Origin of the sequence: Arsenicicoccus dermatophilus (genome assembly GCF_046267915.1) — a bacterium.
Lineage (GTDB): Bacteria > Actinomycetota > Actinomycetes > Actinomycetales > Dermatophilaceae > Arsenicicoccus > Arsenicicoccus dermatophilus_A.
On sequence record NZ_CP176520.1, the window covers coordinates 2,647,492 to 2,661,371 of the forward strand.

The window sequence follows — 13,880 nt, forward strand, 5'->3', positions numbered from 1 at the left end:
CGGCACCGTCCTGGGTGGACGACGCGGCGCCCCGCTCCCCGGTCCGGGAGCGGGGCGCCGCGTCGTCCGGCGGCAGGTGCGCCGGTCACGGTGGCCAGGAGGCCGGCAGGTGCAGCACCAGGATCGACTCGGTCCACCAGACCTGCAGCGCGATCCCGGCCCCGATCAGCACACCGGCCCGTAGCACCGTGAGGGCGGTGAGCCGGCGCGCGGCGCCCACCCCGACGAGCGCCGCGGGGAACATCAGGACGAGGTAGCGGTAGAGGCTCGTGTGCGGGTCCTGCACCGCGAAGAGGTAGAGCGGGTAGGCGATCAGCCAGGACCGCATCACCCAGCCGAGCGATGCCGCCCAGGGACCGGCGACCAGCAGCACCAGGGCGAGCACGTAGGCCCCGAGCACCAGCGCCGCGCGGTCGTGGAAGAAGTACTGCGCGTTGTCCCACCAAGGCGCGAAGGGGTGGATCTCGTGGCCGGTGCGCCAGGCCCCCATGGTGTCGGTGTAGGCCGTGCGCGAACCGGTCCCCGCCCAGGCGACGGCGGGCCACACGAAGCCCGCGACCCCGCAGCCGACCAGCGTCGCCAGCATGCCCCCCCACTCCCGTCCCGGGATCGGACGCTCGCCACGGCCCCGCCACCGAAGCCAGACCGCGACCAGGGCCACCAGGCCGAGCGGCACGCCGATGGGTCGGGACAGCCCGATCACCAGGGCCAGGGCGGTCGCCCACCACCAGCGCTCGCGCTCCAGGAGCATGAGGAAGCCGACGAGCACCAGCATCGCCAACGACTCGGTGTAGGCGATCTGCAGGACCGGCGTGGCGAGATAGGTCGCCCAGACGAGCATGGCCAGGACGGCCACCGCGTCGCCGCAGCGGCGGCGCAGCAGGCGCACCAGCAGGACCGCGGCGACGCAGCCCAGGACCGTGGCGACCCCCGCCCCGGCATACCGGAAGGGCAGCCCGGTCACCGCCATGACCGCGCGGCACAGGAAGGGGAAGGCGGGGTAGAAGGCCCACTCGTTCTGCGCGACCTGCCCCGAGGGGTCGAGCGGCAGCGTGGCGGGATAGCCCGTCTCGGCGATCTTGCGGTACCACGTGCCGTCCCACATCAAGGTCATGCCCCAGTAGGTCACCGGGTCGCCGGTCCAGCTCACCGGCGTCTGCTGGGTCGCCGCCCGGGTGATGAGGATCCCCGAGACGACCCGCGTGGCGAGATAGGCGAGCAGCGAGACCAGCGTGAGGCGCAGCCCGGACGCCCGGGCGGCCACGGAGCGCGAGACGCGGGTGGCGCCTGCCGCGACGGCGGTCACGGGCGGGGGTCGACCGGTCCGGGCTGGTCCGGGTCGGCGGCGTGGGCCGGGCGCTCGTCGAGGTGCTCACGCCGCGTGGCCCCGCCCTCGCCGCGGTCCCGGCGACTCCACAGGCTCGAGCTGTCCGTCGGTCGGTAGAACTCCGAGACGTCCAGGGGACCGGTGGTCACGCCCGGGTGGGTGGCCGGGTCGAGCGGCGCCCGGGGGGCCGGCTCCGGCACCTCGCCCGGGAACGGGTGGTCGTCGCGCGGATGGGGCGGCGGGACCGGGCGCACCTCGGTGGCCCGCCCCTCGCCCTCGGCGATCGGGACGTCCTCGACGGCGTGGCCCGGGGTGCGGTCGCCCAGGGGACCGCCACCGCGCAGACGGGCGATCTCGCCGTCACGCTCCCGCAGCTCGGCCACGAGCCGCTCGAGGACCTCGTCGACCTGGTCCATGCGATAGCCCCGGAGCACCTGGTCGAAGCGCAGCTCGCGCACGGCCGCCGGATCGAGCGGCCCGGCCGGCAGCGGCTCGAAGGGCGAGCCCGAGACGGGGTCGGCGAGCGCCTGCTCGGCCATGGCAGCAGGGCTGGCGCCGGTCAGCCAGACGACGGCCCCGGTGAGGGCACCGACGACGAGCACGGCGAGGAGGATCAAGGGCAGCGACACGTGCCCGATCGTGCCACGCCCGGTGCCGTCGGGGCGACCCCGCCCCACCTACGGGCCCGGACGAGGCAGCAGGCTCCGCGACGGTGGTTACCGGACGCAACCGTCGGATCACTCAGCGGGGCGGGGGCTGACCTCACGACCGGCCGAGACCACGAGGTCCACGGCCTCCTCGACCGAGCCGGCGAGCTGCAGCAGGGCCAGGTCGCTCTCGCTGACGGTCCCGGCGGGGACCATCGTCGCGCGCACCCAGTCCAGCAGCCCGGACCAGTAGTCCCGACCGAGCAGCACGATCGGGAAGGACGTGACCTTGCGGGTCTGCACGAGCGTCACGGCCTCGAAGAGCTCGTCCAGGGTGCCGAACCCGCCGGGCAGGACCACGAAGCCCTGGGCGTACTTGACGAACATGGTCTTGCGGGCGAAGAAGTAGCGGAAGTTGACGCCCAGGTCGACGAACTCGTTGAGGCCGTGCTCGAAGGGCAGCTCGATGCCCAGCCCCACCGAGACCCCGCCCGCCTCCAGCGCGCCGCGGTTGGCCGCCTCCATCAGGCCGGGTCCCCCGCCGGTGATCACGGCGTACCCGGCGTCGACGAGCGCGGCCCCCAGCTCGACCCCGAGGGCGTACGTCGGGTGCTCGCGCGGCACCCGGGCGGAGCCGAAGACGCTGACGGCGTCGCCCAGCTCGGCCAGCGCCCCGAAGCCCTCGACGAACTCCGCCTGGATCCGCATCACCCGCCAGGGGTCGGAGTGCACCCAGTCCGAGCTGCCGGCGTTGTCGAGCAGCCGCTGGTCGGTGGTCGAGCCGGGCACCCGCTTGCCGCGGAGGGTGACCGGTCCCTTGTGGTAGTCGCCTCGAGCGTCCTTCATGGCGCCGACCCTATGCGGCGGGTCCGACGACGGCCCGGCACCGGGCCGCGAGGAGCCCGGGCGGGTCGGGTCGCGACGTGGCCGGACGCGACCATGATCCGGCCCCTGTGCCGGCCTGAGCGATCAGGCGAGGTAGCGCGCCAGCGCGTCGAAGGCCTGCGTGATCTGGGCGATCTCGCAGCGCTCGTGGTCCTGGTGGGCGGTGAGCGGGTCGCCGGGCCCGAAGTTGACGGCCGGCACCCCCACGGCCGAGAACCGCGCCACGTCGGTCCAGCCCTGCTTGGCCTGCACGGGCAGCCCGAGAGCCGCCACGAAGTCCTGCGCCGCCGGCCGGTCGAGCCCCGGGCGGGCCCCGTCGGCGGCGTCGGTCACGACGACCTGGTAGCCCGCGAACAGCGCCCGGACCCGCCGCTCCGCCTCGACCGCGTCGATGTGCGGCGCGAAGCGGTAGTTGACGGTGACCACGCACTCGTCGGGCACGACGTTGCCGGCGCGACCGCCGCGGATGCCTACCGCGGACAGGCCCTCGCGGAACTCCAGCCCGTCGACCGTCACCACGGCGGCGTCATACGCCCGGAGCCGGTCGATGATGCTGCCGGCCTCGTGGATCGCGTTGTGCCCCAGCCACGGTCGACCCGAGTGGGCCGCCTTGCCGCGCGCGGTGACCTCGACCCGCAGGGTGCCCTTGCAGCCGCCCTCGACGGTGCCGTCGGTGGGCTCCAGCAGCACCGCGAAGTCCGCCTGCAGCACCTCGGGGCGGGTCCGGACGAGGCGGGCCAGCCCGTTGTGGACCGCCGCGACCTCCTCGCAGTCGTAGAACACGTAGGTCACGTCCCGGCTCGGCGCCGTGACCTGGGCGGCGAGCGCGAGCATGACGGCCACGCCGCCCTTCATGTCGGCGACGCCGCGGCCCAGCAGCTCGCCGGCGGTGCGGGTGATCGGGAGGGTGGCGGCCGGTCCCTGCGCGGCGAGCGGGACGGTGTCCAGGTGCCCGGCGAGCACCACCCGCTCCGGGCGGCCGAGGTCGGTGCGCGCGAGGACGGTGTTGCCGTCGCGCTCCACGCTCAGGTGCGACAGCTCGCCCAGCGCGGCCTCCACGGCGTCGGCGAGCACCTCCTCCTCGTGGCTGACCGAGGCGATGTCGCACACGGCCACGGTGAGGTCCACGGGGTCCAGGGACAGGTCGAGGCTGGGGCGGTCCGTCATACCGGCACTGTATGGCGCCTGCCGGGCTGCACCGACCAGGCGCCCCGTGCGTGGCTGTCCGGGCGGGACCACGCACGCTTGTAGCCTGTCGGCCATGACTTCTCGCACGGCCTGGGGCCACGGCCTCGCCACGATCACCGACTCCGGCACGGTCCTCGACACCTGGTATCCCGCTCCCGCCCTCGGCGAGCCCGACGGCTCCGAGGTGCCCGCCGAGCTGACCGACCAGGCCAGGCCCTGCCCGCGCCGCCGGGTGCGCACCGAGACCGTCACCACCGTCATCGACCTGGACGCGCCGCCCGCCGACGCTGCCGACGGCTACCTGCGGCTGCACCTGCTGTCCCACCGGCTGGTCCGGCCCAACACGATCAACCTCGAGGGCCTGTTCGGCGTGCTCGCCAACGTGGTGTGGACCAACGTCGGCCCCTGTTCCCCCGAGGACTTCGAGCAGGTCCGTCTCGCGCTGCGCGCCGAGCTGCCGGTGCAGGTCCACGGCGTGGACAAGTTCCCGCGGATGACGGACTACGTCGTGCCCACGGGCGTGCGGATCGGCGACGCCGACCGGGTGCGGCTCGGCGCCCACCTGGCGAGCGGCACCACGGTGATGCACGAGGGCTTCGTCAACTTCAACGCCGGCACCCTCGGCTCGTCGATGGTGGAGGGACGGATCTCCCAGGGCGTCGTCGTCGGCGACGGCTCGGACATCGGCGGTGGCGCCTCGACCATGGGCACCCTGTCCGGCGGCGGCACCGAGCGGGTGTCGATCGGCGAGCGCTGCCTGCTCGGCGCCGAGGCCGGCTGCGGGATCGCCCTCGGGGACGACTGCGTCATCGAGGCCGGGCTCTACGTCACCGCCGGCACGAAGGTGACGCTGGCCGACGGCCGGGTCGTCAAGGCCCGCGAGCTGTCGGGGCAGTCGGGCCTGCTGTTCCTCCGCGACTCGGTCACCGGCACCGTCCTGGCCAAGGCCCGCGACGGCCACGGCATCACCCTCAGCTCCGAGCTGCATGCCAACGACTGACCTCCACCCCGACGGGGACCACCTCCTCGACGGGGCCTACCTCGTCGACGTCCACCCGGGCTCGCGCCGCCGCGGCCCCCGGCCCGTGGTGATCGTGTCGGTCCTGGTGATCGCCCTGGTCCTGGGCGGCATGGCCTTCGTCTGGCACACGGTGCGGGACTTCGCCGAGGGCTTCGGCTCGTCCACCTGCAAGGCGACGGCCGGGGCCTACACGGCACAGCTCGACCCCGACCAAATGGCCAACGCGGCCACCATCACCGCCGTCGCCGTGCGCCGCAGCCTGCCCGCCCGGGCCGCCACGATCGCCATCGCCACGGCGCTGCAGGAGTCCAAGCTGCGCAACATCAACTACGGCGACCGCGACTCGGTGGGGCTCTTCCAGCAGCGGCCGTCCCAGGGCTGGGGCACGGCCGACCAGATCATGGACCCCGTCTACTCCTCCGGCAGGTTCTACGACGTCCTGGTCAAGATCCCTGGGTGGCAGACCATGGAGATCACCAAGATCGCCCAGCGGGTGCAGCGCTCGGCCTTCCCGGAGGCCTACGCCCAGCACGAGGGCGAGGGGCGCGCCCTGGCGTCGACCCTGTCCGGGCACAGCCCCGGCGGGCTCGGCTGCCGCCTGGAGCCGCTGGAGGACGGCGACACCCGCCTGACCCCGGCCCAGGTCGCCACGCACCTGCGTCACGAGCTGCAGGCCAGAGGCACCGTGGTGGACCAGCGGCTGCGGGTGCCCACCGGCTCCGCCGAGCAGGCCTGGCTGGTCGGGCACTGGGCCGTGGCGCACGCGCAGGCCTACGGCCTGACCAGCGTCGTCGTCGGCGACCGGGAGTGGACCCGTCAGCGCAGCAAGGACGGGTGGGGGTGGCAGCGCACCCAGCGGCCCGCGGCGGCTCGCACCGTCGAGATCCGCTGAGCGCCCAGCTGCCTCGGAACGTCGGCACGAGACCGGGCCGGTCACCTCCAGCGAGGTGACCGGCCCGGTCTCGTGGGTCGTGCGCCGCGGACCGGCTCAGTCCTGAGGGGCGACGTAGCCGGGATAGGTGCGCTCCGGCTCCCCGACGTACACCTGGCGCGGACGACCGATCTTGGTCGCCGGGTCGGTCATCATCTCGCGCCACTGCGCGATCCAGCCGGGCAGCCGGCCGAGCGCGAAGAGCACGGTGAAGTAGTTGACCGGGAAGCCCATGGCCTCGTAGATCAGACCCGTGTAGAAGTCGACGTTGGGGTAGAGCTTGCGCTCCTTGAAGTAGTCGTCCGTGAGGGCGACCTCCTCCAGCTGCAGGGCGATGTCGAGGAGCTCGTTCTGGCGGCCGGAGGACTTGAGGATCTCGTCGGCGTGCTTCTTGATGATCGCGGCGCGGGGGTCGTAGTTCTTGTAGACCCGGTGGCCGAAGCCCATCAGCTTGACGCCGTCCTTCTTGGACTTCACGTCGTCGACGAAGCGGCTGACGTCACCGCCGTCGTGGTCGCGGATCTTCGCCAGCATCTCCAGGACCTGCTGGTTGGCGCCGCCGTGCAGCGGGCCGGACAGGGCGTTGATGCCGGCCGCGACGGAGGCGTAGATGTTGGCCTGGGCCGAACCCACCAGCCGCACCGTCGACGTCGAGCAGTTCTGCTCGTGGTCGGCGTGCAGCACGAGAAGCACGTCGAGCGCCTTGACGACCGCCGGGTCCAGGTCGTAGTCCTCGGTCGGGAAGCCGAACGACAGCCGCAGGAAGTTCTCGACGTAGCCCATCGAGTTCTGCGGGTAGAGGAAGGGCTGGCCGACGGAGTTCTTGTAGGCATAGGCCGCCAGGGTGGGCACCTTGGCGAGCAGTCGCAGCGTGGCACCCTCGACCTGCTCGGGGTCCAGCGGGTCGATGGTCTCGACGTTGAACGTCGACAGCGCCATCACGCCCGCGGACAGCACCGGCATCGGGTGCGATCGGCGCGGGAAGCAGCGGAACAGGTCGCGCATCCGCTCGTCGAGCAGGGAGTGGCGGGTGACCTTGTGCTGGAACTCCTCGAGCTGCTCGCCCGTCGGGAGCTCGCCGTAGATCACGAGGTAGGCGACCTCGAGGAAGCTGGACTTCTCGGCCAGCTGCTCGATCGGGTAGCCGCGGTAGCGCAGGATGCCCTGGTCGCCGTCGATGTAGGTGATCGCCGACGAGCAGCTGGCGGTGTTGGTGAAGCCCGGGTCGAGGGTGGTGTTGCCCGTGGCGGCCATCAGCTTGCCGATCCCGTAGCCGCTGTTGCCCTCGGTGGCCGGGGTGATCGGGAGCTCGATGCTCTTGCCGCCGTCGGTGAGGACGGCCTTGCCGGCATCAGTGGTCATAGGGGTTTCCTCCTAGGAAGGGGCCCCGGACACCGGGACCCACCGGCTGGACGCTACCCCACGTGCCCGCGGCATCCGAAACCCGTGACGACGACCTCGGGGGCCGGGCGCGGTCGGCGCGGCGACCGGTCGTCCCCCTGCGGCGTATGGCGCTGCCGGCCCGGCCCTGGCGCGTCACCTGCGGTGTCACGCAAGGCTTCTCAGCGGGTGAGTCGCTCGACCGCTGCGGCGGTGCGCTCGTCGGTCGCCGTGAGCGCGATCCGGACATGCTGCTCCCCGGCCGCGCCGTAGAACCAGCCCGGGGCGACCAGGATGCCGACCTGCGCGAGGGCGTCGACCGTCACGCGCGAGTCCTCGCCGCGGGTGGACCAGAGGTAGAGCCCGGCGCCGGTGTCCTCGACCCGTAGACCCGAGGACCCCAGTGCCGGAAGGAGGCTCGCGCGCCGCGTCGCGTAGCGCGCCCGCTGCTCGGCCACGTGGGCGTCGTCGTCGAGGGCGGCCCGCATCGCCTCCTGCACCGGCCGGGGCACGATCATCCCCGCGTGCTTGCGCACCTCCAGCAGCTCGGCCACCAGCGCCGGGTCGCCCGCCACGAAGGCCGCGCGGTAGCCCGCGAGGTTGGACTGCTTGGACAGGGAGTAGGTGACGAGCAGCCCGCGGTGATCACCGTCGCAGACCCGCGGGTCCAGGAGGCTGGGCACGGTGCCGGGCCGAGGCAGTCCGTCGACGAGATCGTGGTCGCCCCAGGCCAGCTCGGCATAGCACTCGTCGGAGGCCAGGACCACGTCGTGCTCGCGGGCCCACGCGACCACGCGTCGCAGCGTGGCGACGTCGAGGACCGCGCCGGTGGGGTTGCCCGGCGAGTTGAGCCACAGCAGCCGCATCCCGCCGGGGTCCGGCAGCTCGGCGGTGACGTCGACGACGACCGGCTCGGCGCGCGCCAGACGCGCACCGACGTCATACGTCGGATAGGCGATCGCGGGGATCCCGACGCGGTCGCCGGCTCCGAGGCCGAGCAACGTCGGCAGCCAGGCCACCAGCTCCTTGCTGCCCACCGTGGGCAGCACCCCGGCCGGGTCGAGCCCGGGCACCCCACGGCGCCGCTCGAACCAGCCCGCCACGGCCTCCCGCAGCGGGGCGGTGCCCCAGGTCTGCGGATAGCCATGGGCGTCCGACGCGGCCTCCAGGGCACGCCGGACCACGTCGGGGGTCGGGTCGACCGGGGTGCCGACGGACAGGTCGACGATGCCCCCGGGATGCTCCGCGGCTCGGCGCCGGGCACCGGCCAAGGAGTCCCAGGGGAAGTCGGGCAGGGTCAGTCGGCCGCGACCCGACACGAGGTCAGTGACCCTCGCCCTGCGGCGGGAGGGCGGTGATGACCGGGTGGTCGCGCTTGATCATGCCGAGCTTGGCGGCGCCGCCCGGAGATCCCAGCTCGTCGAAGAACTCGACGTTGGCCTTGTAGTAGTCCGCCCACTGCTCCGGGACGTCGTCCTCGTAGTAGATCGCCTCGACGGGGCACACCGGCTCGCAGGCGCCGCAGTCGACGCACTCGTCGGGGTGGATGTAGAGCGAACGCTCACCCTCGTAGATGCAGTCGACCGGGCACTCCTCGATGCAGGCCTTGTCCTTGACGTCGACGCACGGCTGGGCGATCACGTAGGTCATCGGTGATCCTTCCGGGATGGTGGGGCGTAGCAGACTCGCCAGACACTGTATGCCCTCAGGCCAGGTGGCCGAACGCGCCGCGGTAGTAGGTCAGCGCCTCTCCCGTGTGGTCCGGGACCTCGAGCCCGACGACTTCTCCGATGATCACCGAGTGGTCCCCCGCCCGGACGACCTGGGTGGTGCGGCACTCGACGGCGACGAGCACGTCGTCGAGCAGCACCACGCCGGTCTCGGAGCGCCGGTGGTGCGGGACCCGGTCCAGCTGCCCGTGCACCGGACGACCGCGCGTGGCGAACCACGCGGCGTGCGGCCGCGAGCTCGCGGGCAGGACGCTGGCGCCCCACACCCCGGCCTGGACCACGGCGTCGTGGAACCGCGCGTCGACCTGGACGCTGCACAGCAGCAGCAGCGGTTCGAGCGACACCGAGGTGAGCGAGTTGGCCGTCATGGCGTGGTCGACGCCGTCCGCGTGGGTGGTCAGCACCGCCACCCCGGTCGCGAACCGGCCCATGGCCCGCCGGAAGGTGTCGGGCCCGAGCGCGATCGAGTCGGACTCAGCCATGGCTCACCTCACGGTCGGACGGTGCGGGGGCGTCGAGGCAGGAGTCGTCGGGGGACGACGCTCCGGCGTCCTCGCGCGCCGGAGCGCTCACGAGGACGAAGGCCTCGCGCCCGGGCAGGCGCGCGGCCACGTCGTTGGACAGGGCGTAGTACCCGTCGTAGACGGTGACCTGGGTGGGGTGCTCGCGCAGCGCGGCGACCTGCGCCCGCAGCGCGGCCTCGTCGGCGACCACGTGGGTCACCCGTTCGTCCGGCACCACCGAGGGGGGGAAAGGCTCGTCGGCCCCCGGGACCCGCACCGCGGTGCGATGGACGTGCTCCGCCAGCCACTCGCGGTCCTCGACCGCCCAGGAGCGGGGCAGGACGACCTCCAGCAGCCGCACCTCCCGGCCCGCCTCGCGCAGCCGGGCGACCGCGGCGTGCGTCGTGCGGTGGGCGGCGACATGGTCCGGGTGACCGTAGCCGCCGTGCTCCTCGTAGGTGATCACGGTGTCGGGGTCGAGCCTGCCGAGCAGGTCGGTCAGGGCGTCGACGACGGCGGCCCCGCCGCCCGCGAAGGCCTCGGGATGGTCCGCGGCCGGTGTTCCCGCCATACCGCTGTCGCGCCAGCGCCCACCGCCCTCGTCGCCCCGGTCGCCCAGGACGTGGGACGTGACCCCCAGCGCCGCCGCGGCCCCGGCCAGCTCGGTGCGCCGGTGGCTCGCCAGGGCCGCCCCCTGACCCTCCAGGTGGCGCAGGGCCGGCGGGATGACCTCGCCCTCCTCGCCCAGCGTGCAGGTGACGACGTGGACGTCGACCCCGGCGGCGACCAGGTGGGCGATGGTCACCCCCGTCCACAGGGACTCGTCGTCGGGGTGGGCGTGCACCAGCGCCACCCGGCGGGGGTGGAGGGCTGCCAGCGGAGTCGTGAGGGTCATCGGACCGAACGTTACCCGGCCGCAGCCGATCCGGAGCAGGCATGAACACGACCCCACCCATGCCAGGGATGACTACGGACAGCCACGCGCACTGCCTGTGCGTGCGTTCACATCGCGTTCACCGCTCTTCCGTACCGTGGCCGGCACAGACCCGCCGATGACGCCGGACGCTCACCGGTGCCGTGGAGCGGCCCCTCCCCCTGATGCACCTTGGAGTCTCCATGCACCAGAACTTCCGCGAGTACCTCGCCAACCTCCACGCCGAGGGCTACACCGTCCGCGACGACGAAGGCTCCGACCCCGACCTCATCGACCCCCTGGGCAACCCCGTCGAGACCTGGCGCGAGGACTATCCCTACGAGGAGCGGCTCGCCCGGGAGCAGTACGAGGTGGAGAAGTACCTGCTGCAGATCGAGCTCCTCAAGTTCCAGAAGTGGACCCGCGAGAACGACCTCAAGCACATCCTCGTCTTCGAGGGGCGCGACGCCGCCGGCAAGGGCGGGACGATCAAGCGGTTCACCGAGCACCTCAACCCGCGCTACGCCCGCGTCGTCGCCCTGGTCAAGCCCACCGAGACCGAGCTCGGCCAGTGGTACTTCCAGCGGTACGTCCACCACTTCCCCACCAACGGCGAGATGGTGATGTTCGACCGTTCCTGGTACAACCGCGCCGGGGTCGAGCGGGTCATGGGCTTCTGCAGCGACGAGCAGTACCGCCAGTTCATCGAGCAGGCACCGCTGTTCGAGAAGATGCTGGTCGACTCCGGGATCACCCTGACCAAGCTGTGGTTCTCGGTGTCGCGCACCGAGCAGCGCACCCGCTTCGCGATCCGGCAGATCGACCCGGTCCGGCAGTGGAAGCTCTCCCCCATGGACCTGGAGTCCCTGGACAAGTGGGACCGGTACGGCGACGCCAAGGAGGCGATGTTCACCGCGACCGACACCGACTGGGCGCCGTGGACCACCATCAAGTCCAACGACAAGAAGCGCGGCCGCATCAACGCGATGCGGTATTTCCTGAACAAGTTCGACTACGACGGCAAGGACGGCGACGTGGTGTTCGCGCCGGACCCGCAGATCGTCCGCCGGGGTCGCGACACCGTCGACGACTGACGCGCGGGCCGACCTGCCGCCACCTGCGCTTCGGCGGGACGGACCTGCCAGACCTGCCGGGGGCGGTCGGATCCGCCTGGGCGACGACGCCCGGCGGATCCGACTACCGGCGGTAGGTCAGAGGACCTGGCGGGGCTCGGGGTAGTGGCAGGCCACCCGGTGCCCGGGCTCGACCTCGGCGGGGGCGGGCACCTCGACGGCGCACCGCTGCGTGGCCCGGGGACAGCGGGTGCGGAAGACGCACCCGGAGGGCGGGTTCTGCGGCGAGGGCAGGTCACCCTTGAGCAGCACGCGCTCACGCCGGGCCTGCCGCCGCGGGTCCGGGACCGGCACGGCCGACAGCAGCGCGTGCGTGTAAGGGTGCAGCGGCCGCTCGTACAGCGTGTCCCGGTCGGCCTCCTCCATGACCTTGCCGAGGTACATCACCACGACGCGGTCGCAGATGTGCCGGACCACGGACAGGTCGTGGGCGATGAAGACATAGGCCATGCCCTGCTCGGCCTGGATCTCCTCCAGGAGGTTGACGACCTGCGCCTGGATGGAGACGTCCAGCGCGGAGACCGGCTCGTCGCACACCACCAGCCGCGGGCGCAGCGCGATGGCCCGGGCGACCCCGATCCGCTGCCGCTGCCCGCCGGAGAACTCGTGCGGATAACGGTTGTAGTGCTCGGGGTTGAGGCCGACGCGGGCCATCAGACCCTGCACCGCGGACCTGACGCCGCCGTCGGGCGTGATCCCCTGGATCTCGAAGGGCGCCGCGATGATCGAGCCGATCGTGTGCCGCGGGTTGAGCGAGCCGTAGGGGTCCTGGAAGACCATCTGCATCTCGCGGCGCAGCCGGCGCAGCTCGTCGCCCTTGGCGTGGGTGATGTCGCGACCGGCGAACTCGATGCGCCCGCCGGTGGGCTCCAGCAGCTTGAGCATGGTGCGGCCGGCCGTGGACTTGCCGCAGCCGGACTCGCCGACGAGCCCGACGGTCTCGCCCTCGCGCAGCTCCAGGCTGATCCCGTCGACGGCCTTGACGGGCGCGTCGGGTCGGCGGACCAGGGTCTGGCGGTACTGCGGGAAGTGCTTCTGCAGGTCGGTGAGGCGCAGCAGCACGTCCCCCGAGCGGGCGGGCGTGGCAGCGGGACTCGGGGCGCCGGCGGTGGCGGGGGTCATCGGTCGGCTCCTACAGGCGCGGCTGGACGTGGGTCTCGAACAGCTCGCGCCGCTGTTCGGCGGTCAGGTGGCAGCGGACGAGATGGCGCTCGCCGGTCTGGGCGTCGCGCAGCTGCGGCACCTCGCGGGTGCACGCCCCGTCCGGCACCTGCTCACGATGGGCGCAGCGCGGGTGGAACGCGCACCCCGGCGGCACCCGGATCAGCGACGGCGGGTTGCCCGGCACCGGGTCGAGCTGCTCGGCGCGCACCCGGTCCAGCCGTGGCATCGAGGACAGCAGGCCCCAGGTGTACGGCATCTGCGGGCGGTAGAACACGTCGTCGACCGGGCCGTGCTCGACGGCCTTCCCGCCATACATCACCAGCACGTCGTCGGCCATCTCGGCGACGACGCCGAGGTCGTGGGTGATCATGACGATCGCGGAGCCGAACTCCTCCTGCAGGTCCCGCATCAGGTCCAGAATCTGCGCCTGCACGGTCACGTCCAGGGCCGTCGTGGGCTCGTCGGCGATGAGCAGGGCGGGGTCGTTGGCCAGGGCCATGGCGATCATCGCGCGCTGGCGCATGCCCCCGGAGTACTCGTGCGGGTACTGGTCGATCCGCTTGGCGGGGTTGGGGATCCCCACGCGGGCGAGCAGGTCCTTGGTGCGCTCGCGGGCCGCGGCCTTGGACACCGAGGAGTCGTGCACCCGGATCGCCTCGACGATCTGCGCCCCCACGGAGTAGTACGGGTGCATCGCGGACAGCGGGTCCTGGAAGATCATCGCCATCGTGTTGCCGCGCAGGTCGCGCAGCCGCGCCTCGGAGGCCGTGAGCAGCTCCTCGCCGCCGAGACGGATCGAGCCGGACAGCCGGGCCCGGGTGCCGCGGTGCAGGCCGAGGATCGCCTGGCTGGTCACGGACTTGCCGGAGCCGGACTCGCCGACGATGCCGAGCGTGCGGCCCTTGTCGACCGAGAAGGTCAGCCCGTCGACGGAGCGGACCAGGCCGTCCTCCGTCGGGAAGTGCACGCACAGGTCCTCGACCTGCACGTATGGCGCTCCCCCGGCGTCCGGTCCGTGACGACCGTCGGCCCGGTCGGTGGTGTGGGTGGTCATCGGA

General features: G+C 72.7%; 14 protein-coding genes. 3 read left to right on the forward strand and 11 right to left on the reverse strand.

Features of this window, described 5'->3' with window-relative positions; all coding sequences use genetic code 11:
• Positions 1–85: 85 nt before the first annotated feature.
• The 4 genes from ACK2IS_RS12485 to dapE form a co-directional block, all read right to left on the reverse strand.
• A complete protein-coding gene (locus ACK2IS_RS12485) occupies positions 86–1,306 on the reverse strand; it encodes a hypothetical protein (RefSeq protein WP_409483640.1) in 1,221 nt (406 codons plus the stop codon).
• Positions 1,303–1,956, reverse strand: coding sequence for a DivIVA domain-containing protein (locus tag ACK2IS_RS12490; protein ID WP_409483641.1), 654 nt, complete (start codon positions 1,954–1,956; stop codon positions 1,303–1,305). The genes ACK2IS_RS12485 and ACK2IS_RS12490 overlap by 4 nt, the downstream gene beginning before the upstream one ends.
• Positions 1,957–2,064: 108 nt before the next feature.
• Complete coding sequence (locus tag ACK2IS_RS12495) at positions 2,065–2,820, reverse strand: TIGR00730 family Rossman fold protein (protein WP_409483642.1); 756 nt, start codon at positions 2,818–2,820, stop codon at positions 2,065–2,067.
• A gap of 123 nt (positions 2,821–2,943) precedes the next feature.
• Positions 2,944–4,026, reverse strand: a complete 1,083-nt coding sequence (gene dapE / locus ACK2IS_RS12500; protein WP_409483643.1) for a succinyl-diaminopimelate desuccinylase — start codon at positions 4,024–4,026, stop codon at positions 2,944–2,946.
• Positions 4,027–4,120: 94 nt separating this feature from the next.
• On the opposite strand from dapE, the gene dapD reads away from it, so the two are divergent.
• Together dapD and ACK2IS_RS12510 are read left to right on the forward strand one after the other, a co-directional pair.
• Positions 4,121–5,047, forward strand: a complete 927-nt coding sequence (gene dapD / locus ACK2IS_RS12505) for a 2,3,4,5-tetrahydropyridine-2,6-dicarboxylate N-succinyltransferase (RefSeq protein WP_409483644.1) — start codon at positions 4,121–4,123, stop codon at positions 5,045–5,047.
• Positions 5,034–5,960: a hypothetical protein gene (locus ACK2IS_RS12510; RefSeq protein ID WP_409483645.1), complete on the forward strand. Its 927-nt coding sequence runs from the start codon at positions 5,034–5,036 to the stop codon at positions 5,958–5,960. The genes dapD and ACK2IS_RS12510 overlap by 14 nt, the downstream gene beginning before the upstream one ends.
• Before the next feature lie 96 nt (positions 5,961–6,056).
• Here the strand turns inward: ACK2IS_RS12510 and ACK2IS_RS12515 are convergent, their stop codons facing one another.
• The 5 genes from ACK2IS_RS12515 to mshB form a co-directional block, all read right to left on the reverse strand.
• The gene (locus ACK2IS_RS12515; protein WP_409483646.1) at positions 6,057–7,361 is read right to left on the reverse strand and encodes a citrate synthase; all 1,305 of its coding nucleotides are present in this window, start codon (positions 7,359–7,361) and stop codon (positions 6,057–6,059) included.
• 200 nt (positions 7,362–7,561) lie between these two features.
• Positions 7,562–8,698, reverse strand: coding sequence for a succinyldiaminopimelate transaminase (gene dapC / locus ACK2IS_RS12520; RefSeq protein ID WP_409483647.1), 1,137 nt, complete (start codon positions 8,696–8,698; stop codon positions 7,562–7,564).
• A 4-nt stretch (positions 8,699–8,702) separates the two neighbouring features.
• Positions 8,703–9,029, reverse strand: coding sequence for a ferredoxin (fdxA, locus tag ACK2IS_RS12525; protein WP_241452712.1), 327 nt, complete (start codon positions 9,027–9,029; stop codon positions 8,703–8,705).
• Positions 9,030–9,084: 55 nt separating this feature from the next.
• Entirely contained in the window at positions 9,085–9,591 is a 507-nt protein-coding gene (locus tag ACK2IS_RS12530; protein ID WP_409483648.1) for a flavin reductase family protein, read from the reverse strand.
• Positions 9,584–10,507 (reverse strand): N-acetyl-1-D-myo-inositol-2-amino-2-deoxy-alpha-D-glucopyranoside deacetylase, encoded by a 924-nt coding sequence (gene mshB, locus ACK2IS_RS12535; protein WP_409483649.1) that lies wholly within the window; start codon positions 10,505–10,507, stop codon positions 9,584–9,586. Before mshB ends, ACK2IS_RS12530 begins: the two co-directional genes overlap by 8 nt.
• Positions 10,508–10,728: 221 nt before the next feature.
• On the opposite strand from mshB, the gene ppk2 reads away from it, so the two are divergent.
• Positions 10,729–11,619 (forward strand): polyphosphate kinase 2, encoded by an 891-nt coding sequence (gene ppk2 / locus ACK2IS_RS12540; RefSeq protein WP_409483650.1) that lies wholly within the window; start codon positions 10,729–10,731, stop codon positions 11,617–11,619.
• 117 nt (positions 11,620–11,736) lie between these two features.
• On the opposite strand, the gene ACK2IS_RS12545 is transcribed toward ppk2, so the two are convergent.
• Both ACK2IS_RS12545 and ACK2IS_RS12550 read right to left on the reverse strand, forming a co-directional pair.
• A complete protein-coding gene (locus ACK2IS_RS12545; protein ID WP_409483651.1) occupies positions 11,737–12,780 on the reverse strand; it encodes an ABC transporter ATP-binding protein in 1,044 nt (347 codons plus the stop codon).
• 10 nt (positions 12,781–12,790) lie between these two features.
• Positions 12,791–13,876 (reverse strand): ABC transporter ATP-binding protein, encoded by a 1,086-nt coding sequence (locus ACK2IS_RS12550; protein WP_409483652.1) that lies wholly within the window; start codon positions 13,874–13,876, stop codon positions 12,791–12,793.
• Between the last annotated feature and the right edge of the window lie 4 nt (positions 13,877–13,880).